At 61.7% G+C, this 21946-nt stretch carries 24 protein-coding genes; 7 read left to right on the top strand and 17 right to left on the bottom strand.

Translation table 11 applies throughout. The features are described from left to right. Positions 1–36: 36 nt before the first annotated feature. From CK620_RS09850 to CK620_RS09835, 4 genes are all read right to left on the bottom strand, one after another. Positions 37–828, bottom strand: a complete 792-nt coding sequence (locus tag CK620_RS09850) for an ABC transporter ATP-binding protein (protein ID WP_275250708.1) — start codon at positions 826–828, stop codon at positions 37–39. A 19-nt stretch (positions 829–847) separates the two neighbouring features. Next, entirely contained in the window at positions 848–1561 is a 714-nt protein-coding gene (locus CK620_RS09845; protein ID WP_095543237.1) for an ABC transporter permease, read from the bottom strand. Between the two features lie 13 nt (positions 1562–1574). After that, positions 1575–2261: an ABC transporter permease gene (locus tag CK620_RS09840; protein WP_095550162.1), complete on the bottom strand. Its 687-nt coding sequence runs from the start codon at positions 2259–2261 to the stop codon at positions 1575–1577. A 207-nt stretch (positions 2262–2468) separates the two neighbouring features. Beyond that, positions 2469–3245, bottom strand: coding sequence for a transporter substrate-binding domain-containing protein (locus CK620_RS09835; protein ID WP_095550333.1), 777 nt, complete (start codon positions 3243–3245; stop codon positions 2469–2471). A gap of 730 nt (positions 3246–3975) precedes the next feature. Here CK620_RS09835 and proV point away from each other — a divergent pair. The 4 genes from proV (at position 3976) to proX (CK620_RS09815) (ending at position 8775) form a co-directional block, all read left to right on the top strand. Continuing rightward, positions 3976–5229 carry a glycine betaine/L-proline ABC transporter ATP-binding protein ProV gene (gene proV / locus CK620_RS09830; protein ID WP_095550161.1) on the top strand — a complete coding sequence of 418 codons (1254 nt, stop codon included), beginning with the start codon at positions 3976–3978 and terminating at the stop codon, positions 5227–5229. Positions 5230–5278: 49 nt separating this feature from the next. After that, positions 5279–6502: a glycine betaine/L-proline ABC transporter permease ProW gene (gene proW, locus CK620_RS09825; RefSeq protein ID WP_095550160.1), complete on the top strand. Its 1224-nt coding sequence runs from the start codon at positions 5279–5281 to the stop codon at positions 6500–6502. Positions 6503–6549: 47 nt separating this feature from the next. Continuing rightward, positions 6550–7596, top strand: coding sequence for a glycine betaine/L-proline ABC transporter substrate-binding protein ProX (gene proX, locus CK620_RS09820; protein ID WP_095550159.1), 1047 nt, complete (start codon positions 6550–6552; stop codon positions 7594–7596). 195 nt (positions 7597–7791) lie between these two features. Beyond that, positions 7792–8775 carry a glycine betaine/L-proline ABC transporter substrate-binding protein ProX gene (proX, locus tag CK620_RS09815; protein WP_179290640.1) on the top strand — a complete coding sequence of 328 codons (984 nt, stop codon included), beginning with the start codon at positions 7792–7794 and terminating at the stop codon, positions 8773–8775. A gap of 252 nt (positions 8776–9027) precedes the next feature. Here the strand turns inward: proX (CK620_RS09815) and CK620_RS09810 are convergent, their stop codons facing one another. The 9 genes from CK620_RS09810 to CK620_RS09770 form a co-directional block, all read right to left on the bottom strand. Beyond that, the gene (locus CK620_RS09810) at positions 9028–9444 is read right to left on the bottom strand and encodes a F0F1 ATP synthase subunit epsilon (protein ID WP_095540190.1); all 417 of its coding nucleotides are present in this window, start codon (positions 9442–9444) and stop codon (positions 9028–9030) included. A 123-nt stretch (positions 9445–9567) separates the two neighbouring features. Next, positions 9568–10974 carry a F0F1 ATP synthase subunit beta gene (gene atpD / locus CK620_RS09805; RefSeq protein ID WP_095540264.1) on the bottom strand — a complete coding sequence of 469 codons (1407 nt, stop codon included), beginning with the start codon at positions 10972–10974 and terminating at the stop codon, positions 9568–9570. 22 nt (positions 10975–10996) lie between these two features. Continuing rightward, entirely contained in the window at positions 10997–11872 is an 876-nt protein-coding gene (gene atpG / locus CK620_RS09800; protein WP_095543232.1) for a F0F1 ATP synthase subunit gamma, read from the bottom strand. 35 nt (positions 11873–11907) lie between these two features. Continuing rightward, positions 11908–13461 (bottom strand): F0F1 ATP synthase subunit alpha, encoded by a 1554-nt coding sequence (atpA, locus tag CK620_RS09795; RefSeq protein ID WP_095543231.1) that lies wholly within the window; start codon positions 13459–13461, stop codon positions 11908–11910. A gap of 71 nt (positions 13462–13532) precedes the next feature. Then, positions 13533–14066, bottom strand: coding sequence for a F0F1 ATP synthase subunit delta (locus tag CK620_RS09790; RefSeq protein WP_095543230.1), 534 nt, complete (start codon positions 14064–14066; stop codon positions 13533–13535). 12 nt (positions 14067–14078) lie between these two features. Then, positions 14079–14549, bottom strand: coding sequence for a F0F1 ATP synthase subunit B (locus tag CK620_RS09785; RefSeq protein WP_095540186.1), 471 nt, complete (start codon positions 14547–14549; stop codon positions 14079–14081). 33 nt (positions 14550–14582) lie between these two features. Beyond that, positions 14583–14843 (bottom strand): F0F1 ATP synthase subunit C, encoded by a 261-nt coding sequence (atpE, locus tag CK620_RS09780; protein WP_420823123.1) that lies wholly within the window; start codon positions 14841–14843, stop codon positions 14583–14585. A gap of 103 nt (positions 14844–14946) precedes the next feature. Then, positions 14947–15825, bottom strand: a complete 879-nt coding sequence (gene atpB, locus CK620_RS09775) for a F0F1 ATP synthase subunit A (protein ID WP_095550157.1) — start codon at positions 15823–15825, stop codon at positions 14947–14949. 13 nt (positions 15826–15838) lie between these two features. After that, positions 15839–16336, bottom strand: coding sequence for an ATP synthase subunit I (locus tag CK620_RS09770; protein WP_143326041.1), 498 nt, complete (start codon positions 16334–16336; stop codon positions 15839–15841). Between the two features lie 207 nt (positions 16337–16543). Here CK620_RS09770 and CK620_RS09765 point away from each other — a divergent pair, with 207 nt between their 5' ends. The 3 genes from CK620_RS09765 (at position 16544) to lipA (ending at position 18543) form a co-directional block, all read left to right on the top strand. Then, on the top strand, positions 16544–16837 hold the full coding sequence (locus CK620_RS09765; protein WP_095550155.1) for an HP0495 family protein: 294 nt from the start codon (positions 16544–16546) through the stop codon (positions 16835–16837). A gap of 63 nt (positions 16838–16900) precedes the next feature. Further along, positions 16901–17554 (top strand): lipoyl(octanoyl) transferase LipB, encoded by a 654-nt coding sequence (gene lipB, locus CK620_RS09760; RefSeq protein ID WP_238946102.1) that lies wholly within the window; start codon positions 16901–16903, stop codon positions 17552–17554. Then, the gene (gene lipA, locus CK620_RS09755) at positions 17551–18543 is read left to right on the top strand and encodes a lipoyl synthase (RefSeq protein WP_095543224.1); all 993 of its coding nucleotides are present in this window, start codon (positions 17551–17553) and stop codon (positions 18541–18543) included. Before lipB ends, lipA begins: the two co-directional genes overlap by 4 nt. 50 nt (positions 18544–18593) lie before the next feature. Here lipA and phoB read toward each other — a convergent pair whose 3' ends face one another. From phoB to pstA, 4 genes are all read right to left on the bottom strand, one after another. Further along, positions 18594–19304 carry a phosphate regulon transcriptional regulator PhoB gene (gene phoB, locus CK620_RS09750; RefSeq protein WP_095543223.1) on the bottom strand — a complete coding sequence of 237 codons (711 nt, stop codon included), beginning with the start codon at positions 19302–19304 and terminating at the stop codon, positions 18594–18596. 43 nt (positions 19305–19347) lie between these two features. Continuing rightward, positions 19348–20049, bottom strand: coding sequence for a phosphate signaling complex protein PhoU (gene phoU / locus CK620_RS09745; protein WP_095550153.1), 702 nt, complete (start codon positions 20047–20049; stop codon positions 19348–19350). 199 nt (positions 20050–20248) lie between these two features. Next, a complete protein-coding gene (gene pstB, locus CK620_RS09740; protein ID WP_095550152.1) occupies positions 20249–21019 on the bottom strand; it encodes a phosphate ABC transporter ATP-binding protein PstB in 771 nt (256 codons plus the stop codon). A 52-nt stretch (positions 21020–21071) separates the two neighbouring features. Then, complete coding sequence (gene pstA / locus CK620_RS09735; RefSeq protein ID WP_095550332.1) at positions 21072–21935, bottom strand: phosphate ABC transporter permease PstA; 864 nt, start codon at positions 21933–21935, stop codon at positions 21072–21074. Positions 21936–21946 lie beyond the last annotated feature (11 nt).

Below are 21946 nucleotides of genomic sequence, written 5' to 3'. Positions count from 1 at the left end.
CTTTTCGGGCGGGTTTCTGAGTACCTGTCTGCAACCTCACTTGAGATTGCCGGAGAGGAACTTGGCCAGCCGCTCGCTGCTGGGGTTGGCCAGTACCTGGCGCGGATCACCCTGCTCTTCGATGCGGCCTTGGTGCAGGAACACCAGATGGTTGGAGACCTCGCGCGCAAAGCCCATCTCGTGCGTCACGACCACCATGGTGCGCCCTTGCTGAGCCAGTAACTGCATGATGCGCAGCACCTCACCCACCAGCTCCGGATCGAGCGCGCTGGTGGGCTCGTCAAACAGCAGCACCTCAGGCTCCACGGCCAGGGCGCGGGCGATCGCCACGCGTTGCTGCTGCCCGCCCGAGAGTTGGCTGGGGTATTTGTCGCCCTGGCCTGTCAGCCCTACCATGTCCAAATAACGCGCAGCAGCCTCCAGCGCCTGGGCCTTGGGCTGCTTGAGCACGTGCACTGGCGCCTCGATGATGTTTTGCAGCACGGTCATGTGGGCCCACAGATTGAAGTGCTGGAACACCATGGCCAGCTTGGTGCGAAAGCGCTGCAGCTGGGCCATGTCTGCGGCATGAAGCTCGCCATCGGCCTGCTTGCGCAGGCCCAGCTCTTCGCCCTTGAGCAAAATGCGCCCCTGGTTGGGGCGTTCAAGCAGGTTCATGCAGCGCAAAAAGGTGCTTTTGCCCGAGCCCGAGCTGCCGATGATGCTGATCACATCGCCTGCGCGAGCCGACAGTGACACGCCGCGCAGCACCTGATGCTCGCCATAATTCTTGTGGATGTCCAGCACCTGGAGCTGGATGTCGGCGGGTGCGTGCTCTGTCATGGTCATGCCTGGTTGCCTCGTGGGTTCAGTGCGAATGGGGCTGTAGATAGGCCGTATAGCGCTTCTCGGCCAGGCGGAACAGGCCCATCATCGTGAAAGTGACGACCAAGTACAGCGCGGCAGCAAACAGATACGCCTCGAAAGTCAGATAGTAATCGCGGTTGACCTTGCTGGCTGCCGAGGTCAACTCGAACAGCCCTGGCACTGAACTGGCCAGACTCGTGCCGTGCATCATCTGCATTACTTCATTGCTGTAGGGCGGCAGCGCACGGCGCATGGCGCTGGGCAGGACAATGCGCCGCATGACTTGCCAACGCCCCATGCCCATGGCGTAGGCGGCCTCCACCTCGCCACGGCTGGTATCGCGAATCGCCCCGGCCAGGATTTCCGCCAAATAGCCCGCGTGGTTGATGCTGAAAGCCAGCATGGCGCAAAACAGCGGATTCTTGAAATGCGTCAGCGGCCAGACCGTGTCCCACAGCGCCTGTACCCACTGCAGCTGGGCGATACCGAAATAGATCAGGTAAATCTGGATCAGCAGCGGCGTGCCACGCACAAAGTAGGTGAAGGTCGAGGCTATGCGCTGCAGTATCCAAGAGCGTGACACCAGCATCAGCGCAAACACCACGCCGGCAATGCCACCTGCCAGCAGCAAGCCGGCCAGCATAGCAAACGTGCTCCACAAGCCCTTGAAATACAGCTGCAGGGTTGCAGGCTCAAAAATCACAGCCCATTGCATGCGTCACTCCCACTCATAGGCTGATGGTCTCGCTGCCCAAACTGTAGCGCGCATGGATCTTGCGCAGCACCCACAGCGACAGGCTGGTGAACAGCAAATAAATGCCCGCCACCAGCAAAATGAACAGGAAGGGCTCGCGCGTGGCGCGACCAGCCTGCGTGGCCAGATAGGTCATGTCTTGCAGATTGATCAGGCTGACCAAAGCCGTGGCCTTGATCAGCGCCATCCAGCTGTTGGTGAAGCTGGGCACCACGTAGCGGATCATCTGCGGCAGCGTGATGCGGCGAAACACCTGCCAGCGCTGCATGCCAAACGCCAGGGCGGCCTCGCGCTGGCCGATGGGAATGGCCTTGATGGCGCCACGGAAGTTCTCCGTCATATAGGCCCCGTAGATGAAGCCAATGGTCAGCACCCCGGCCATGAACGGATTGATGGAGATGCCCTGCGTGTAGCCCAGGCGCTCCAGCAGCAGATTGAGCAGCGTGGTGCCGCCATAGAACACCAAGAGCAGCAGCAGCAATTCAGGCACGCCACGCACCACCGTGGTGTAGACCTGCCCCAGCGCCATCGCCAAGCGATTGCGCGAGAGCTTGGCCCCCGCCCCCAGCAGCCCCAGCACGATGGCCACCAGCAGCGAAGCCAACGACAGCGCCACCGTCAGCAGCGCCCCTTGCAGGATGGAAAGATAGTAGCCAGTCATGACCAGACCTGTTCACGCGCCCAACGCACCAGCCGCACACTCAATGTCAGCACACACGCCAAGCGCCCAACGGCAAAAGCCTGGATGAGGCGTCATGGCGAACGCCCCAGCCAGACCTTCCTTTGCGCCAATCGGCCGAATGTGGCTGCACCGAGCCTGCGCCCTGGGCAGCAAACCCAAGGGCATGCTTTGCGCGCGCCCGTTCAATCAATCCGCCCCGTACGGGTCGAAATCGAAATATTTCTTGGCAATTTCCTGGTATTTGCCGTTTTCACGCAGGGTCTTGATGCCCTTGTTGAGCTGCTCCTTGAGCTCGGGCTGGCCCTTGCGCAGTGCAATACCCATACCTTCGCCAAAGTACTTCTCGTCCAGCAGGTCAGGGCCGACGACCTTGAAATCCTTGCCTTCAGGCTTGCCCAGGAAGGCGCCATCGACCTCCATCTTGTCGGCCACCGTCCCATCAAGGCGCCCAGACTTGATGTCCAGGTACACCTGATCCTGCGCCTCATAGCCCATCAGTTTCACGCCACGGGGGGCCAGCTCGCCCTCGGCATAGCGCTGCATGGTGCTGCCCTTGAGCACGCCCAGGGTCAGGCCCTTGAGAGAGTCCAGATCCTTGAAGTCCACCGAGTTTTTGACCACGATGACGCTGGGCGTCTTGTAGTAACGGCCAGTGAAATCGATCACGCGCTTGCGCTCTTCAGTGATGTTCATATCGCTGATGATCACGTCGTAGCGGCGACTTTGCAGGCCAGGAATCATGGCATCCCAAACCTGCTCAACAAACACGCATTTGCGCTTGAGTTCCTCGCACAGCGCATTGGCGAAGTCGATATTGAAGCCTACCAACTCGCCCTTGGCATTCTTGTAGACCATGGGCTCATAAGTCGGATCCACGGCCACGCGCAAATCCTGCGCCCAGGCCATCGAAGAGCCCATCGCCAAGGCAGCGGCGACAGCAGCGCCAAGGAGTCGTTTTTTCATCATGATCCATCCTGAGAAGGCAATGCCGGGCGGGGCAATGGCGCCCGCCCCCGGCCAGTCCAAATCACGCCGGGTAAGTCTGCATCGGCAATGGCCCACCGCAAAAATGCAGCATTGCCACCGCCCATGCCTGCAAAGCACCGGCCACATACGTGCGATTCTAGTGCGTCAAAAACGCTCTCGCGCAAGCCAATGGCCGCTGCACAGCGCATTTACGGGTAAACCATCGCATCGCAGGTCTTTTACTTGGCTTAATATCGGTAAGACCATAGTTTTTGCCTCGTAAAAACCTTAAAGTTATAATGGATTGCTTACCGCTCAGCACTTTGCTTCCGATCTCAAACCTCGTTTCCTTTTCGCGGCCAGGAAGGCCAATCCGCCGGGCACGGGTGCGGCAGCCGCCCAGCGCCCCTGAACACCGGGGGCTTCGCCACCCCAACGCCCCAAGAGCGATTCTGGCTGTCATGCTGCCTCTGCGGCCTGCCAGCCCTCTCGACCGCACAGGCCTGTCTACCCCCCATAACCTAGCTGGCGCCAAATCGCACACTGGCTGGGGCGCCGCCACGCATTTCCCATGGCCTGCACGGTGCAATGCCGTTGCCTGCCAGGCGGCTGGTGCCGGGGCCACACTGTGACGAGCCGTACCTTTGTGCATCTTGCACACCCACAGGCACCCGGTGGACAGACCAGCCTGCTTTCCCCCAACCAATGACGAAGGACCCCCTCCCTGATGGCCAAAAGCATCCAGATCGAACATGTATTCAAAGTCTTTGGCGACAAACCCGAGCAGGCCATTGCACTGGCCCGGCAAGGCCTGGACAAGCAGACCATTCTGGAGCGCACCGGCCAATCCATCGGCGTATTCGACGCCCACTTTGACATCGAAGCCGGGGAGATTTTCGTCATCATGGGCCTGTCGGGCTCTGGCAAAAGCACTCTGGTGCGCATGCTCAACCGGCTGATCGAGCCCAGCAGCGGCCGGATTCTGGTGGACGGGCAGGACATCAACGCGCTCAGCGAAAACGCACTACGCGCCTTGCGCCGCAAGGACATCAGCATGGTGTTCCAATCCTTTGCGCTGATGCCGCACATGAGCGTGCTGGACAACACGGCCCTGGGCCTGGAGCTGGCCGGCGTGGACAAGCCCACGCGCCAGCGCGCCGCTCAGGATGCCCTGGAGCAAGTCGGCCTGGGCAGTTGGGGCGCCAGCTATCCGGACGAGCTCTCCGGCGGCATGCAGCAGCGTGTGGGGCTGGCGCGCGCGCTGGCGGCCGATCCGTCCATTTTGCTGATGGACGAGGCCTTTTCGGCGCTGGATCCGATCATCCGCACAGACATGCAGTCTGAACTACTGCGCCTGCAGGAGGCCAAGCCGCGCACCATTGTTTTCATCTCGCACGATCTGGATGAGGCCATGCGCATTGGCAACCGCATTGCCATCATGAAAGACGGTCAGGTGGTGCAAGTGGGCACGCCCGAGCAGATTCTGCGCAACCCCGCCAATGACTACGTGCGCAGCTTCACCAAGGGGGTCGATGCATCCATGGTGTTCAAGGCCAGCGACATCGCGCGCCTGTCGCAGCCCGTGCTGGAGATCAAGCCAGGCAAGGGCCTGCGCGCAGCGCTGCGCATTCTGCAAGAGCAGGACCGCGAGTTCGGCTATGTGGTCTCGCGCGGCCAACGTTTCGAGGGCATCGTCTCGATCGACTCGCTGCGCGAAGCGCGCGATGGCAGCAACGAGCTGCAGCCACTGTCCGATGCCTTTTTGCCCCAGGTCATCAGCGTGCGTGGCGATGAGCTGGTGGCCGATGTCGTAGGCCGCGCCGCCGAGCCGCGCTACCCGCTGCCCGTGCTGGGCGAGGACGGGCAGCTGCTGGGCATGGTCAGCCGCACCAGGCTGCTGCGCTTTCTCGATCGGGAAACCCCGCCGCTGCCCAGCGAGCCCGCCACGGCCCAGCCCGCCGACAGCGCCGCCGCACCCTGAGCCTGCCCCTGCACCACTCTTCCCGTATCGCCCGTATCGCCCGTATCGCATGAGTTCCACGCACCACGACAACCCTTGGGCCGCCACGGCCGCCCCAACCGCCAGCTCCCAGTCCGCATCCCCGGCCGCAGCAGCAGCGGACAATCCCTGGGCTTCCGCCGCCCCCGCCCCATCCACTGCCCCGGCAAGCCCGGCCAACCCCTGGGGCGGTGGCGGCACCAGCGCCAATGCAGACTGGCTCTCCAGTAGCGCAAACGCCGACGCCAGCACGGCAGCCGATGGATTTGCCCTTCACCAGCTCTGGGATGGCAGCCTGCCCGTGCAGGACTGGATCAACCAAGGGCTGAATTGGTTCGTCGCACACTTCCGGCCCTTTTTCCAGACCATTCGCACTCCCATCGACACCACGCTCAGCGGCATTGAGCAGGGGCTGCTGAGCGTACCCACGCTGGGCATGATTGCCATCCTGGCGCTGCTGGCCTGGCAGTTTGCTGGGCGGCGCGTTGCCATTGGCGCCTTGCTGTCGCTGCTGACCATTGCCATGCTCGGCGTCTGGCCCGAGGCCATGGTCACACTGGCGCTGGTGCTCACCTCACTGGTGTTCTGCCTGCTGATCGGATTGCCCATGGGTATTTTGCTGGCCAGCAGCGACCGCGCCCAGCGCATCGCACGCCCTGTGCTCGACGCCATGCAAACCACCCCTGCCTTCGTGTACCTGGTGCCCGTGGTAATGCTGTTTGGCATCGGCAACGTGCCCGGCGTGATCGTGACCATCGTGTTCGCGCTGCCGCCACTGGTGCGGCTGACCAATCTCGGGATCCGCCAGGTACGCCCCGATCTGGTGGAGGCCGCCCGCGCCTACGGCGCCTCGCCGCTGCAGCTGCTGGCCAAAGTGCAGCTGCCATTGGCCATGCCCTCCATCATGGCTGGCGTCAATCAGGCGCTGATGCTGTCGCTGTCCATGGTGGTGATTGCTTCGATGATCGCTGTCGGCGGCCTGGGGCAGATGGTGCTGCGCGGCATCGGTCGCCTGGACATGGGCTTGGCGACCGTAGGCGGCTTGGGCATCGTACTGCTGGCCATCACGCTCGACCGCATCACCCAAACCATGGGCCAACCCCGGCGAGCCGGGCAGTCCTGGCGTCAACAAGGCCCGTTAGGTCTGCTGAGGCGATTAGTGCAGCGTCCCCCTGCAGCACCCGTTGCCAGGCATGACCCAGTCGCAAAACCAGTCAAAGCGGCTGCCGCATCGCGCCCAGCGCATGGCCATTGAGTGTTGCGCTGCCCACACTTTTTTCTTGTAGGAGAAGGCCCGTGTCAATGTCCCTGCCCCGCCTGATTCAACCCTTGACCGCCGCCGTTTTACTGAGCGCCGCCTTGCTGCCGGCAGCCCCAGCCCAGTCTCAAGCTGCGGCCGTGCCAGTCAAGGCCATCAAAACCAATCTGGCCGAGGAGAGCTTTCAGACCATGGTAGTCAACCGTGCATTGCAAGAGCTGGGCTTTGCCGTGCAGCCCATTCTGGAAGCCGACCTGACTGCCGCCTACCTGGCCATTGCCAATGGCGATGCCACATACACCGCCATCAATTGGTGGCCCTTGCACCAAGGCATGTACGAAAAGGCTGGCGGCGACCGGGTCTTCTTCCGCCAGGGCGTGTTCATCGACGGCGGCGCGCAAGGCTATCTGATCGACCGCAAGACCGCCACCGAGCACCGCATCACCAATCTGGCCCAGCTCAAGGACCCGGCCATCGCCCGGCTGTTCGACCACGATGGCAACGGCAAGGCCGACCTGACCGGCTGCAACCCGGGCTGGGGCTGCGAGCTGGCCATCGAGCACCAACTCAGCGCCTATGGGCTGCGCGAGACCGTCGAGCACCGCCAAGGCAATTACAACGCGCTGATGGCCGATACACTGGAGCGCTTCCGCGCTGGCCGGCCCATCCTCTACTACACCTGGACGCCCTATTGGGTCAGCGGCGTGCTGCGCCCCGGCCAGGAAGTGAGCTGGCTGGAGGTGCCCTTCACCGCCCTGCCCGATTTGAGCGGCGACGTCAAGCAGGCCCAAACCACGCTGCCCGATGGCAAGAACTATGGCTTCCCGATTGCCCGCGAACACATCGTGGCCAACCGCCGCTTTGCCCAACAGCACCCGGCAGCCGCCAAATTGTTTGAGATCGCCCGCATCCCCATTGCCGACATCAACGCCCAAAATCTGCGCATGCAGCAGGGCGAAAACAGCCCCGCCGATCTGGAGCGCCACACCGAGGCCTGGATTCAGGCCAACCGCTCTACCTTCGACGGCTGGCTGCAACAAGCCAGGGCCGCACAGGCCCAGAAGGCTCCCGCGCAGCGCCAGCGGCCATGAGCCCCCAACGCGCTGCCCTGCTGAAGGACGGCCTGCAGGCTTGGCAGCAGCGCACTTGGCCCGGCATGTGCCAGCGCCACAGCGTGCAAAGCCCCCTTCGCATCGCCAGCGCCGCGCTGGCGTCATTTCTCATCCACGCACACGAAAGGAAGAACCATGAAACACCTGCACACCATCGGCCTGCGCCCACTGACCATGGCCGCCTTGCTCAGCCTGGGGCTGGGCGCTGCGGCCCAGGCGCAGGAGCTGCCGGGCCAGGGCGTGCGCGTCACCCCCATCAAAAGCTCGATCGCCGAGGAAACCTTCCAGACCCTGCTGGTGTCGCGCGCCCTGGAAAAGCTTGGCTATGAAGTGGCCGACATCAAGGAGACCGAGTACGCCACCGGCTTCGTCGCCATCGCCAATGGCGACGCCACCTTCATGGCCGTGAACTGGAAGCCGCTGCACGACGACTTCTACAAGAACGCCGGCGGCGATGCCAAGTTCTACCGCGAGGGCACCTACGTCACCAACTCGCTGCAGGGCTACTTGATCGACAAGAAAACCGCCGATGCCCACGGCATCAACAATCTGGAGCAGCTCAAGAAGCCCGAGATTGCCAAGCTGTTCGACACCAATGGGGACGGCAAGGCCGACCTGACCGGCTGCAATCCCGGCTGGGGCTGCGAGGCCGTGATCGAGCACCACCTCAAGGCCTACGATCTGGCTGGCAGCGTGACGCACAACCAGGGCAGCTACTCCGCCCTGATCGCCGACACCATCGCCCGCTACAAGCAGGGGCAGCCGGTGCTCTATTACACCTGGACGCCGTACTGGGTCTCGGGCGTGCTCAAACCCGGCAGCGATGTGGTCTGGCTGCAAGTGCCCTTCACCTCGCTGCCGGGCGAGCAGGCCAAGGTCGAAACCAAGCTGCCCGATGGCTCGAACTACGGCTTCCCGGTCAACACCCAGCACATCGTAGCCAACAAGCAGTTTGCCCAGCAAAACCCCGCTGCGGCCAAGCTGTTCGCACTGATGCAGCTGCCCATCGCCGACGTCAACGCCCAGAACCTGCGCATGCAGCAAGGCGAAAACAGCGCCGCCCAGGTGGCCCGCCACGTCGACGGCTGGATTGCCGCCAACCAAGCCACCTTCGACGGCTGGATCGAGCAGGCCAAGGCCGCCGCGAAGAAACCATAAAAGCCACAAGTGGGCGCAAGAAAAAAGGGCCACTGCCGCCCCGCGCCCCGGTTGCACAAAAGGCATGAGCCTCTTTGCTGGCCCATGCCTTTTCATTGCCGCACACGTCCGAATGCAAACAAGCGCACAAAACAAAACCGCCAGCAGCCTGCTGCTGGCGGTTTCTGGAATTTTTGCCCCGTAGGGCTTGCGCCCGCAACAACCAGGCACAAGAAAGCGACTGGGCCCTGTAAGAGGCGCAGCGCGGCGCAATCAGCGCTTCTGGCGGTACTTGCGCAATGCCGCAATCTGTGCGGCCAACACTGCCAACTCGGACTGGGCAGCGGCCAGATCAATATCGCTCTTGGCGTTGCGCAGCGCATCCTCGGCAGCCTGCTTGGCGCGATTGGCCTTTTCCTCGTCCAGATCTGCGCCGCGCACAGCCGTATCGGACAGCACGGTTACCCGATCGGGCTGCACCTCCAGAATGCCACCGGCCACGAAAACGAACTCTTCCTTGCCATCGGGCAACTCGATGCGCACTGAGCCCGGCTTGATGCGGGTAATCAGCGGCACGTGGCGCGGCAGAATGCCCAGCTCGCCGGACTCACCCGGCAGTGCGACAAACTTGGCTTCGCCCGAGAAGATGGATTCCTCGGCACTGACCACGTCGACGTGAATGGTGTTCATTGGCGTTCCTTGCAACAGTTTCCGGGCAGGCCATGTGCCAAAGCCCTGCAAGGCCCGGGCAGACGCAGACTGGTAAGCCGCGCTTCCGGGCCTGCGGGCCGAGGCCGCATGGCCTCAGGCCAATCAGGCCAGCTTCTTGGCTTTCTCGATGGCTTCGTCGATCGTGCCCACCATGTAGAAGGCCTGCTCGGGCAGGTGATCGACCTCGCCATTGGTGATCATCTTGAAGCCACGGATGGTCTCCGACAGCGGCACGTACTTGCCAGGCGAGCCGGTGAAGACTTCGGCCACGTGGAAAGGCTGCGACAGGAAACGCTGAATCTTGCGCGCGCGGGCCACAACCAGCTTGTCTTCCGGTGCCAGTTCGTCCATGCCCAGAATGGCGATGATGTCGCGCAGCTCCTTGTAGCGCTGCAGCGTGCCTTGCACAGCACGTGCCACCTGGTAGTGCTCCTCACCGACGACTTGAGGGTCAAGCTGGCGGCTGGTCGAGTCCAGCGGATCCACGGCCGGATAAATACCCAGGGCAGCGATGTCACGCGAGAGCACCACTGTCGAGTCCAAGTGCGCAAACGTTGTTGCGGGTGAAGGATCGGTCAAGTCATCGGCCGGCACGTACACGGCCTGGATCGAGGTGATCGAGCCCACCTTGGTCGAGGTGATGCGCTCCTGCAGGCGGCCCATCTCCTCGGCCAGCGTAGGCTGGTAGCCCACAGCCGAAGGCATACGGCCCAGCAACGCGGACACCTCGGTACCGGCCAGCGTGTAGCGGTAGATGTTGTCCACGAAGAACAGCACGTCGCGACCTTCGTCACGGAAGGATTCGGCAATCGTCAGGCCGGTCAGCGCCACGCGCAGACGGTTGCCCGGCGGCTCGTTCATCTGGCCATAGACCATGGACACCTTGGAATCCGCCAGGTTTTCCTGGTTGACCACCTTGGCATCCGACATTTCGTGGTAGAAGTCGTTGCCCTCACGGGTGCGCTCACCCACACCGGCAAACACCGACAGACCCGAGTGCGCCTTGGCGATGTTGTTGATGAGCTCCATCATGTTTACGGTCTTGCCCACGCCGGCACCACCGAACAGACCCACCTTGCCGCCCTTGGCAAACGGGCACACCAAGTCGATCACCTTGATGCCGGTCTCCAACAGCTCCTGCGATGGAGAGAGCTCGTCATAGGCAGGCGGCTTGCGGTGGATGGACGCGGTCTGCGTCTGGTCCACTGGGCCACGCTCGTCGATGGGGTTGCCCAGCACGTCCATGATGCGGCCCAGCGTGGCCGGGCCCACGGGCACGGTGATGGGGTTACCAGTGTTGACCACTTTCAGGCCGCGGCGCAGACCGTCGGACGAGCCCAGCGCAATGGTACGAACCACGCCGTCACCGAGCTGCTGCTGCACTTCCAGCGTCAGCGCAGAGCCTTCCAGCTTCAGCGCATCGAACACATGGGGCACGGCATCCTGCGCAAACTCCACGTCCACCACGGCGCCGATCACTTGAACAATTTTTCCTTCAGCTTGAGCCATTTCCATTCCCAATCAAATATGTTTAAACGGCAGCCGCGCCTGCGACGATTTCCGACAGTTCGGTCGTAATGGCCGCCTGGCGGGTTTTGTTGTAGACCAGTTTGAGTTCGTCGATCACGTTGCCTGCGTTGTCGGTGGCGGCCTTCATGGCCACCATGCGGGCAGATTGCTCCGAAGCCATGTTGTCGGCTACCGCTTGGTAGATCAACGACTCAATGTAGCGCACCAGCAGCTCATCAATGACCGTCTGCGCATCTGGCTCGTAGATGTAGTCCCAGTCAGCGGCCTTCTTCTGCCCGGGCTGCGCGGCCAAATGTTCCGGCTGCAGCGGCAGAAGCTGCTCAATCACCGACTCCTGACGCATGGTGTTGATGAAGCGGGTGTAGCTCAGATAAACGGCATTGATCTCACCGGCCACATAGGCATCGAGCAGCACCTTGACGGGGCCGATCAGCGCATCGATGCGCGGGGTATCGCCCAGCGCCGTGGCTTCAGCCACCACCGGCGCGCCGATGCGGTTGAGGAAGCCCAAGCCCTTGCCGCCGATGGCCACCGCACGGATGGCATCGCCTTTTTTCTGCAACTCGCCAATCTTGTTGGTTACGGCGCGCAACACGTTGGTGTTCATGCCGCCACACAGCCCCTTGTCGGTGGTCACGACAATCACCCCGGCCGCCTTGGCATCGTTTTGCACCATGAAGGGGTGACGATACTCAGGGTTGGCTGCTGCCAAGTGGGCAGCAATGGTACGGATTTTGTCGCTATAAGGGCGTGCAGCCTGCATGCGCTCCTGTGCCTTGCGCATCTTGGACGCGGCCACCATTTCCATGGCCTTGGTGATCTTCTTGGTGTTTTCCACCGACTTGATCTTGCCGCGTATTTCCTTTCCTGCTGCCATAGAAAACTCCTGTACTTGAGGTCAGTGCGCTGAAATCAGGCGAACGATCTCTTGAAGGATTCAATGGCAGAGGTCAGCTCGGCTTCCGCATCCTTGTCCATCGCCTTGTTGCTCAGCAGCTTGTCGAGCAACGCGCCATGCGATGTCTGCAGGTATTGGTGCAGGCCTTTTTCGAAGTCCAGCACGCGCTTGACCTCGACGTCGTCCAGGTAGCCCTTGTTAACTGCAAACAGCGAAGCGGCCATCAAGGCGATGTTCAGCGGCGAGTACTGCGGCTGCTTGAGCAGTTCGGTCACGCGCGCGCCACGGTCGAGCTGCTTGCGTGTGGCCTCGTCCAGATCAGAGGCGAACTGGGCGAACGCTGCCAGTTCACGGTACTGCGCCAAGTCGGTACGGATACCACCGGACAGGCCTTTGATCAGCTTGGTTTGTGCCGCACCACCGACGCGCGAGACGGAAATACCAGCGTTGATGGCAGGACGGATGCCTGCGTTGAACAGGTTGGTTTCCAGGAAGATCTGGCCGTCCGTGATGGAGATCACGTTGGTGGGCACGAAGGCAGAGACGTCACCGGCCTGGGTTTCGATGATGGGCAGCGCAGTCAACGAGCCGGTCTTGCCCTTGACCTCGCCCTTGGTGAATTCCTCGACGTAGTCGGCATTCACGCGGGCAGCGCGCTCCAGCAGGCGGCTGTGCAGGTAGAACACGTCGCCAGGGAATGCTTCGCGACCGGGCGGGCGGCGCAGCAGCAGCGATACCTGACGGTAGGCCACGGCCTGCTTGGACAGATCGTCATAAACGATCAGCGCATCCTGACCACGGTCACGGAAGTACTCGCCCATGGTGCAGCCCGAATAGGCCGAGACGTACTGCATCGCGGCCGACTCCGAAGCCGTGGCCGCCACGACGATGGTGTATTCCATGGCGCCGGCCTGCTCCAGAGCGCGCACCACGTTCTTCACCGACGAGGCCTTCTGACCGATGGCCACGTAAATACAGGTAACACCCTGACCTTTTTGGTTGATGATGGCATCGATGGCCACGGCCGTCTTGCCGGTCTGGCGGTCACCAATGATCAGCTCACGCTGGCCACGGCCGATCGGCACCATGGAGTCGATGGACTTCAGACCGGTCTGCAGCGGCTGGTCCACAGACTGGCGGGCAATCACGCCGGGCGCAACCTTTTCGATCACGTCGGTCTGCTTGGCGTTGATCGGGCCCTTGCCGTCAATGGGCTGACCCAGCGCATTGACCACGCGCCCCACCAGCTCGGGGCCAACGGGCACTTCCAGAATGCGACCTGTGGTCTTGACCACATCGCCTTCGGAGATGTGCTCATACTCACCCAAAATCACGGCACCGACGGAGTCGCGCTCCAGGTTCAGCGCCAGGCCATACGTGGGGTTGCCGCTCTTGTCTGCCGGGAACTCCAGCATTTCACCCTGCATCACCTCGGACAGGCCATGAACGCGGACAATGCCATCAGTGACCGACACCACGGTCCCTTGATTGCGCACATCGGCACTGGATTCCAGCCCTTCGATGCGGCTTTTGATCAGCTCGGAAATTTCTGCTGGATTGAGTTGCATGACTCGTTCCTTGTTGCTTGATTTTGACTACAGGGTCACACGCACTTGCGAGTTCCGTACTTACGTACCGATCAGGCGGTCAACACTGCTTTCATTTGTTCCAGACGGGCCTTGACTGAAGCGTCGAACTCTTCATCGCCCACAACCACTCGAACACCGCCAATCAATGACTCGTCGAGTTCGACCGATAGATTGAGCTTGCGCCCAAAGCGCTGCTCCAGCGACGGCCGCAGCTCCTGCAATTGCACCTCAGACAAGGGAAACGCACTGTAAACCACGGCATCGGCCACACCCAGGCGCGCATTACTCAAGGCACGGAATTGCTGGGCGACCTGCGGCAGCGCGGCCAGACGACCGTTGTCGACCACCACCTTCAAAAAATTGCGTGCCAGCGCAGGCAACTCCTGCCGACTGACGCCGCCGAACAATGCCATTACATCGTCCTGGCTGACCTTGGGGCTTTGCGCAACGCGCAAGACCTCTGCATCTGCCGCGACGGCCGCAAACACATCCAACCATTGCTGTGTTTGCGCCGCATCGACATCACCCACAGCCTTGTACAAGGCTTCAGCATAAGGGCGAGCAATCGTGGCCAATTCCGCCATGTCGCACCCCCTTTACAGCTCAGCCTTGAGGCGATTGAGCAGGTCCGCGTGCACGCCCGCATTCACCTCTTTGCGAAGAATTTGCTCCGCACCCTTAACGGCCAGCACAGCCACCTGATCGCGCAGGGACTCGCGCGCCTGGGCCAGCTGCTGATCGGCATCGGACTTGGCTTGAGCCAGAATCTTTTCGGCCTCTTGCGTGGCTCGGGACTTGGCCTCATTGACGATGGCCTGCGCGCGACGCTCAGCATCAGCCAACAGGGAGGCCGTCTCATCGCGCGATTGGGCAAGTTGCTGCTCCACGCGCTGGTTTGCCGCCGCCAGATCAGACTTGGCCTTGTCAGCCGCAGCCAAGCCATCGGCGATTTTTTGCGCCCTTTCATCCAAGGCCTTGACAATGGGCGGCCACACGAACTTCATCGTGAACCACACCAAGATCAAGAAAACAATGGCCTGAAAGAACAGTGTCGAATTGATATTCATTGCAACACCTCCTTAACGTGGCGTTGAACGAAATCAGACCGTCGGAACGAAGGGGTTTGCGAATGCGAACAGCAGAGCAATGGCCACACCGATCAGGAAGGCAGCATCGATCAGACCAGCCAGAATGAACATCTTGGTTTGCAGATCGTTGATCAGCTCAGGCTGACGTGCCGAAGACTCCAGGAACTTGCCGCCCATCAGTGCGATACCGATCGAGGCACCAATGGCACCCAGGCCCACGATCAGACCACAAGCCAGAGCAACCAGACCGTTGATGTTGCCAATGATTTCCATGATTTTTCCTTCAGTTAGTGGAGGTTGAGAAAAAGAAACAAAGCCACAGCAACAGCGCCCCATCAACCATTGAACGTTGACAGAGCGCCGCCGCCAATACCCATCAGTGCGCGCTGTGCGCCTGACCCAGGTAAATCAGCGCAAGCATCATGAAAATGAATGCTTGCAGAGTAATCACCAGAATATGGAACACCGCCCAGATCGTACCGGCAATCACATGCCCCAATCCCAGCAGCGCACCACCCATGGACAGAGCTGCATAACCGCCCATCAAAGCAATCAGCATGAACACCAGTTCGCCCGCATACATGTTGCCAAACAATCGCATGCCGTGCGACACAGTCTTGGAGACATACTCAATGATTTGCATCAGGAAGTTCACCACTCCCAGAATGACAGCAAAGATGGGATTCTTGGAGGTACCAAAGGGCGCAGTCACCAACTCATGGGCCCAGCCACCCCAGCCTTTGATCTTTACCGAGTAGTACAGACACAGCAGCAGCACCGCAATCGACAGACCAAAAGTAGTCGACAGATCGGCCGTAGGCACGACGCGCAGATAGGCATGATGCGGATCAGCACCCACGGCCTCATAACCTTTGGCCCACAGGTGAGGCAACAAGTCCACGGGCAACAAATCCATGGCGTTCATCAGGAAAATCCAAACAAACACAGTCAATGCCAGAGGCGCAATGAACTTGCGGCTTTCGGCATTGTGGATATTGGCCTTGGCCTGACCATCAACCATTTCAACCAACAGCTCCACCGCCGCCTGAAAACGACCCGGCACGCCGGAGGTGGCCTTCTTGGCAGCCCGGTACAGCACATAGACGCCAAGCAGACCCAAACCCAGCGCAATCAGAATCGAGTCGTAATTGACAACAGAGAAATCAACGATGAAACCTTGCTTGAGGTTGGTCCAATGACCCAAGTGGTGAACGATGTACTCGCTTGCCGTCTGTCCTTCAGCATTCGCAGCCATAAGCCAACTCTTTTCAATCGTTGCGGATTCCACCAGAGCGCGCCATCCAAACCGGGGCGATCCAGTACATATTGACGCTCAGCACCACCGCCAGCAGCAATGCCAGCCAACTCACCTTGCCGAGCACAACGGGCGCCAGCGCCATCAACACCACCGTCAAAAGCAGCTTGAGCATTTCATGCGCAACCAGAGCTGTCAGCCCAGGCTGGCTGACAACCACCTTGGCGTACAGCGCAGCGGGCAGCGCGATCGCCAGGTACCCGTAAAACCACGAGATTATAGCCACACTTTCTTGCAAAACCAGCCAAAGGGCGCCGCCTCCCAGCAGCGCAGCCAGTCCCTGCCAGAGCAAAACTTTCCAAGGAGAAATGGTGCGATGTCGCTGCCGCCATTGCGCGGCCTGCTCGGCATCCAGCGGCGGGGCTTGCTCGTCCTCGCCCGACTCCTGAGCATCCCACACCGAGCCTTTCCCTATCTGCGCGCGCGCTGGCGGCTGTTGCCCATCAACCATGTCTTAGCTCTCCCTGCTGACCCGGGACACCCCCGCTGAACGCCAGCGCCAGGACCGAGTCGAGCGATTATAGGAATGCCCTTGCACTGACCTTGAGCGCCCTCATGTACGCAGCAGCGATCTCTACAATCCAATCGCCAGGCCGCTTTGCAGCCAGGCCTTCTTCACATCCCTTCCATCTTCTCCTTGCAAACGAAGTTGTCAGCCATGACCCAACAGGACCCCAGCCCTCCCCCATCCCAGCAAGACTCCCTGATTGATTTTCCGGCGCCATTTCCCATCAAGGTTATGGGCGAGAACAGCTCCGCCTTCCTGGAAGCCATCAAAGCCATCGCAGCCCGTCACGACCCACAGTTCGACGCAGCCACCATCGAATTGCGCGAAAGCGCCCAGGGCAAATACCTGGGCATCACCATCACGGTGTTGGCCACCAGTCGCGAGCAGCTCGATAACATCTATCGAGAGTTGACGGCGCATCCGCTGTCCAAGATGGTGCTCTGACTCCTGCTTGCCGTGATCGTCCGCCACCTCGGCCTCGTCGACTACCCTCCCACTGCCGCAGCCATGCAGCAGTGGACGGCTGCGCGCACGGCCACGCAGTGCGATGAGCTTTGGATTTGCCAGCATCGGCCCGTGTTCACGCTGGGCATTGCGGCCGATACGGGCCATGTGCTCGATGCCGGCGCCATCCCCGTCGTGCCCACGACGCGCGGCGGCCAGGTCACCTACCACGGCCCAGGACAGATCGTGGCCTACCCGCTCGTCGACCTCAAGCGCCAAGGCCTGTTCGTCAAGGAGTACGTGACCCGGCTCGAAGCGGCCATCATCGGCACGCTACAGGCCTTTGGCATTGCCGGGCACAGGGTGGCTGGCGCCCCGGGCGTGTACGTACGGCCCCAGGCGCCTGGCGATACCTCGCCGCTGCCGGCACAAGCATCAGGCACGCCGCCGACCTTCCATGGCCTGGCCAAGATCGCCGCGCTGGGCGTCAAAATCAGCCAGGGTCGCAGCTACCACGGCCTGGCATTGAACGTGGCCATGGATCTGAGCCCCTATCAGCGCATCAACCCCTGCGGCTACCAGGCGCTGGCAACCACCGACATGCATACAATCGGCGTGCCCGCGCATCCGCAGCGCGTCAGCGCCACGCTGGTGGCGCAGTTACGCCAGCAATTACAGCCGCTGGCAGAGGCCCCGCCACACGCCCCCCCATCATGAGCACACCGCCCACCGTCCATCCGGCAGCCCCATCGGCGCCCGCCTACGACCCCACGATCAAGCAAAAGGCCGCTGCCAAGCTGGCGCGCATTCCAATCAAGGTCGAGCACGGCGAGGTACTGAAAAAGCCCGACTGGATCCGAGTCAAGGCTGCCTCGCCCTCTACGCGCTTCTACGAAATCAAGCAAATCCTGCGCGAGCACCGGCTGCACACCGTGTGCGAGGAGGCCAGCTGCCCCAATATTGGCGAGTGCTTTGGCAAAGGCACGGCCACCTTCATGATCATGGGTGACAAGTGCACGCGCCGCTGCCCATTCTGCGACGTGGGCCATGGCCGCCCCGATCCGCTGGATCCAGACGAGCCACTGAACCTGGCCAAGACCATTGCAGCGCTGAAGCTGCGCTACGTGGTCATCACCAGCGTGGACCGCGACGACCTGCGCGACGGCGGCAGTGGCCATTTCGTGGCCTGCATCGAGCGCACGCGGCAGCTCTCACCACAGACGCAGATCGAAATCCTGGTGCCCGACTTTCGTGGCCGCGACGACCGCGCACTGCAAATCCTGCTGGCCGCACCGCCTGATGTGATGAATCACAACCTGGAGACTGTGCCGCGCCTTTACAAGCAGGCCCGCCCCGGCTCTGACTACCAATTCAGCCTCAACCTGCTGAAAAAATTCAAGGCCCTGAACCCGACCGTGCCGACCAAGAGCGGCCTGATGGTAGGCCTGGGCGAGACAGACGAGGAAATCCTGCAGGTCATGCGCGACATGCGCGCGCACGACATCGATATGCTGACCATTGGCCAGTACCTGGCCCCGTCGGGTAGCCACCTGCCTGTCAAGCGCTATGTGCACCCGGACACCTTCCGCATGTTCGAGGACGAAGCCTACAAAATGGGCTTCACGCACGCTGCCGTCGGCGCGTTGGTGCGCAGCTCCTACCACGCCGACGAGCAGGCCCATGCCGCCGGCTTGAGCCAAGCCTGAAGACAGACCTGCTCAAGGCTGCGCCTGTGCGCATCAGGGCGGCAGACGCCTCAAATGTCTGCCCCTGGGTTGGCCGTCAGGCGGTAGCCCACCCCACGCACTGTTTCGATCATCCTGCCAGCCTCGGCCAGTGCTTCGCGCAGGCGCTTGATGTGTACGTCAACGGTGCGCTCCTCAATGAAGACGTGATCGCCCCAGACCTTGTCCAGCAGCGCGGCGCGGCTGTGCACGCGCTCGGGGTATTGCATCAGGTAATTGAGCAGCCGAAATTCGGTGGGCCCCATCTTTAAAGGCCGCCCGCCCAGCATGACACGGTGGGCAGCGGCGTCCAGGTGCAACTTGCCAATCTGCACGGCATCGCCAGCCTGCTCCGGCGCACGGCGGCGCAACACGGCGCGGATGCGCGCGAGCAGCTCCTGGATCGAGAATGGCTTGGTGAGATAGTCGTCGGCGCCAGCATCAAGTCCAGCGATCTTGTCTGGCTCATCGCCGCGCGCGGTCAGCATCAGAATCGGCACGGTTTTGGTGCGTGACTGAGTGCGCCACTGGCGTGCCAGCGCCAATCCGCTCTGGCCCGGCAGCATCCAATCCAGCAGGATGATGTCGGGCAGGACGCGATTGATCTCACACTGCGCGGCCTCCCCATCGCTGACACACACGGGCTCGTATCCATGGTGGCGCAAGTTGACGGCGATCAGCTCGCTAATGTCCTCCTCGTCCTCCACAATCAAGACACGCACTGCATTGCCTGGCGTACTCATCGGCCTTCCCTTTTGCTGTGTGGTTGAGTGATGCGGCATGCCGTCATTGCAGCGCGGACTGCACCTGCTCCACCGGGGTGTGGCGCACATCCTTGCCCTTGACCATGAAGACGATCAGCTCGGCCAGATTTTTGGAGTGATCGCCAATGCGCTCGATGGACTTGGCCAGCAACAGCAACTCCATGCTCAGGGTGATCTTGCGCGGGTCTTCCATCATGTAAGTCACCAGCTTGCGCACATAGCCCTCGAACTCGCGGTCGATCACGTCGTCCTGGCGCAAGATGCCCACCACGTCGCCCACATCGTGGCGCGCAAACGCATCGAGCGCGCGGCGCAGCTGCGCAGCGGCCAACTCGCCCGAATACTTCAAGTCCATGATCGGCAGGTTCAGCGGCGTGCTGCTGTCGATCAAGGTCTTGATCATGCGGCCCATCTTGCTGGACTCATCGCCGATGCGCTCCAGGTTGGAGGTGGCCTTGGAGATGGACAGCAGCATGCGCAAGTCCTTGGCCGTGGGCTGGCGCGTGGCGATGATGGTCGAGAGGTCGGCGTCGATGTCCACCTCCAGCGCGTTGACGCGGTCTTCCAGGCGCGCAATCAGCTCGACGGCCTGCAGGTCGAAATGGCTCAGGGCCTCGATGGCGTTTTTGATCTGCGCTTCAACCAAGCCGCCCATTTCCATGATGCGTGCGGAAATGGACTTGAGCTCGGCATCGAACTGCGATGAAGAATGTTGGTCGGGCATGGGGAAATCTCCTTAGAACCTGTTCAAATTCTCGGTGCGAGTGGGCAAGAAGCGGTTTGGGATGGAATGCAAGGCGCAAAACGCAGCCATAGCCCCAGCTATGGCGAGGCTTTGCAACGCCGCAGACCGCTCAAATCCGCTCTCTTGACCACCGTGCAGAGATTTTGAACAGGTTCTTACTGCGGCGCTGCGGGGCGCCTCAGCCGAAACGGCCGGTGATGTAATCCTCGGTTTCCTTGCGCTGGGGCTTGATGAACAGCTCCTTGGTGGGGCCGAACTCCATCAGATCGCCCAGATACATGTAGGCGGTGTAATCGCTGCAGCGCGCGGCCTGCTGCATGTTGTGCGTGACGATGACCACGGTGTACTCGTCCTTGAGCTCCTCGATCAGCTCCTCGATCTTGCTGGTCGAGAGTGGATCGAGCGCTGAGCAAGGCTCGTCAAGCAGCAACACCTCGGGCATCACGGCAATGCCGCGCGCAATGCACAGGCGCTGCTGCTGCCCGCCCGAGAGGCCCGAGCCGCTTTGGTGCAGCTTGTCCTTGACCTCGTTCCACAGGGCTGCCTTGCGCAGCGCATTCTCGACGCGGTCGTCCATCTCGGACTTGGACAGGCGCTCGAACAGACGCACGCCAAAGGCCACGTTGTCGTACACCGACATCGGGAACGGCGTGGGCTTCTGGAACACCATGCCCACGCGCGCGCGCACCAGCGCCACATCCAGGTTGCGCGAGAGCAGGTTCTCGCCATCGAGCATGATCTCGCCCTCGGCGCGCTGCTCGGGGTAGAGCTCGAACATGCGATTGAAGGTGCGCAGCAGCGTGGACTTGCCACAGCCCGAAGGGCCGATGAAGGCCGTGACCTTCTTCTCCGGGATTTCCATGCTGATGTTCTTGAGCGCATGGAACTTGCCGTAATAGAAATTCAGATTGCGCACTGCAATCTTGGCCCGCTCCTGCGGTTTGCTCATTGCCGTATTCATGGGCAGATGTCTTCGGGGTTGATTGGTGGGGCAGATGCGCTCAACGCTTCTGGCGCGTCACGTAGCGGGCCAGCACATTCAGGCCCAGCACCGCCAGCGTGATGAGAAACACCCCAGCCCAGGCCAGTTGCTGCCAGTTCTCGTAGGGGCTCATGGCGAACTGGAAGATCACCACCGGCAGGCTGGCCATGGGCTGGCCCATGTCGGTGTTCCAGAACTGATTGTTCAGCGAGGTGAACAGCAGCGGCGCGGTCTCGCCGGAGATGCGGGCCACGGCCAGCAGCATGCCGGTAATGACGCCCGAGCGCGCCGCACGCAATGTGACCATGCAGACCACCTTCCACTTGGGCGCGCCCAGCGCATAGGCCGCCTCGCGCAGGCCATTGGGCACCAGCATCAGCATGTTCTCGGTGGTGCGCAGCACCACCGGCACCACCAGCAGCCCCAGCGCAAAGGCCCCGGCATAGGCAGAAAAGCCCTTGAACCTAGCCACGACGATGGCGTAAACGAACAGGCCGATGACGATGCTGGGCGCCGAGAGCAGGATGTCGTTGACGAAGCGCGTGGTCGAGGCCAGCCAGCCCCTGGGGTTGAACTCCGCCAAGCTGATGCCCGCCAAAATGCCGATGGGCGTGGCCACGAAGGTGGCCAGCAACACCATCACGAAGGAGCCATACAGCGCATTGGCCAGGCCGCCGGGCGTGTTGGGCGCCGGGGTTGATTGCGTGAACAGCGCCCAGCTCAACCCGCCCAGGCCCTGGCGCAGCGTCTCCCACAAAATCCACAGCAGCCAGAACAGGCCCAGCAGCATGGCCAGCAGCGACAGCGCAATGGCCAGCGCATTGACGCGCTTGCGGCGATTGAAGAGCAGCGCCCGCTGCTCGGCGCTGCCCTGTTTGGCCATCGGCCTGGCCT

This window comes from Vandammella animalimorsus (assembly GCF_002285285.1).
GTDB lineage: Bacteria > Pseudomonadota > Gammaproteobacteria > Burkholderiales > Burkholderiaceae_C > Lampropedia > Lampropedia animalimorsus.
This window is presented reverse-complemented; position numbering and strand designations above follow the sequence as displayed.

Coding starts and splice junctions, on each gene's coding strand:
- CK620_RS09840 (WP_095550162.1), bottom strand. CDS start 2,261: ATGACTGGCTACTATCTTTCCATCCTGCAAGGGGCGCTGCTGACGGTG.
- CK620_RS09845 (WP_095543237.1), bottom strand. CDS start 1,561: ATGCAATGGGCTGTGATTTTTGAGCCTGCAACCCTGCAGCTGTATTTC.
- CK620_RS09770 (WP_143326041.1), bottom strand. CDS start 16,336: ATGGTTGATGGGCAACAGCCGCCAGCGCGCGCGCAGATAGGGAAAGGC.
- CK620_RS09785 (WP_095540186.1), bottom strand. CDS start 14,549: ATGAATATCAATTCGACACTGTTCTTTCAGGCCATTGTTTTCTTGATC.
- CK620_RS09790 (WP_095543230.1), bottom strand. CDS start 14,066: ATGGCGGAATTGGCCACGATTGCTCGCCCTTATGCTGAAGCCTTGTAC.
- proV (WP_095550161.1), top strand. CDS start 3,976: ATGGCCAAAAGCATCCAGATCGAACATGTATTCAAAGTCTTTGGCGAC.
- proW (WP_095550160.1), top strand. CDS start 5,279: ATGAGTTCCACGCACCACGACAACCCTTGGGCCGCCACGGCCGCCCCA.
- CK620_RS09765 (WP_095550155.1), top strand. CDS start 16,544: ATGACCCAACAGGACCCCAGCCCTCCCCCATCCCAGCAAGACTCCCTG.
- phoB (WP_095543223.1), bottom strand. CDS start 19,304: ATGAGTACGCCAGGCAATGCAGTGCGTGTCTTGATTGTGGAGGACGAG.
- atpG (WP_095543232.1), bottom strand. CDS start 11,872: ATGGCAGCAGGAAAGGAAATACGCGGCAAGATCAAGTCGGTGGAAAAC.
- proX (WP_095550159.1), top strand. CDS start 6,550: ATGTCCCTGCCCCGCCTGATTCAACCCTTGACCGCCGCCGTTTTACTG.
- lipA (WP_095543224.1), top strand. CDS start 17,551: ATGAGCACACCGCCCACCGTCCATCCGGCAGCCCCATCGGCGCCCGCC.
- CK620_RS09810 (WP_095540190.1), bottom strand. CDS start 9,444: ATGAACACCATTCACGTCGACGTGGTCAGTGCCGAGGAATCCATCTTC.
- atpA (WP_095543231.1), bottom strand. CDS start 13,461: ATGCAACTCAATCCAGCAGAAATTTCCGAGCTGATCAAAAGCCGCATC.
- atpD (WP_095540264.1), bottom strand. CDS start 10,974: ATGGCTCAAGCTGAAGGAAAAATTGTTCAAGTGATCGGCGCCGTGGTG.
- CK620_RS09835 (WP_095550333.1), bottom strand. CDS start 3,245: ATGAAAAAACGACTCCTTGGCGCTGCTGTCGCCGCTGCCTTGGCGATG.
- pstA (WP_095550332.1), bottom strand. CDS start 21,935: ATGGCCAAACAGGGCAGCGCCGAGCAGCGGGCGCTGCTCTTCAATCGC.
- lipB (WP_238946102.1), top strand. CDS start 16,901: ATGCAGCAGTGGACGGCTGCGCGCACGGCCACGCAGTGCGATGAGCTT.
- proX (WP_179290640.1), top strand. CDS start 7,792: ATGGCCGCCTTGCTCAGCCTGGGGCTGGGCGCTGCGGCCCAGGCGCAG.
- atpE (WP_420823123.1), bottom strand. CDS start 14,843: ATGGAAATCATTGGCAACATCAACGGTCTGGTTGCTCTGGCTTGTGGT.
- CK620_RS09850 (WP_275250708.1), bottom strand. CDS start 828: ATGACCATGACAGAGCACGCACCCGCCGACATCCAGCTCCAGGTGCTG.
- phoU (WP_095550153.1), bottom strand. CDS start 20,049: ATGCCCGACCAACATTCTTCATCGCAGTTCGATGCCGAGCTCAAGTCC.
- atpB (WP_095550157.1), bottom strand. CDS start 15,825: ATGGCTGCGAATGCTGAAGGACAGACGGCAAGCGAGTACATCGTTCAC.
- pstB (WP_095550152.1), bottom strand. CDS start 21,019: ATGAGCAAACCGCAGGAGCGGGCCAAGATTGCAGTGCGCAATCTGAAT.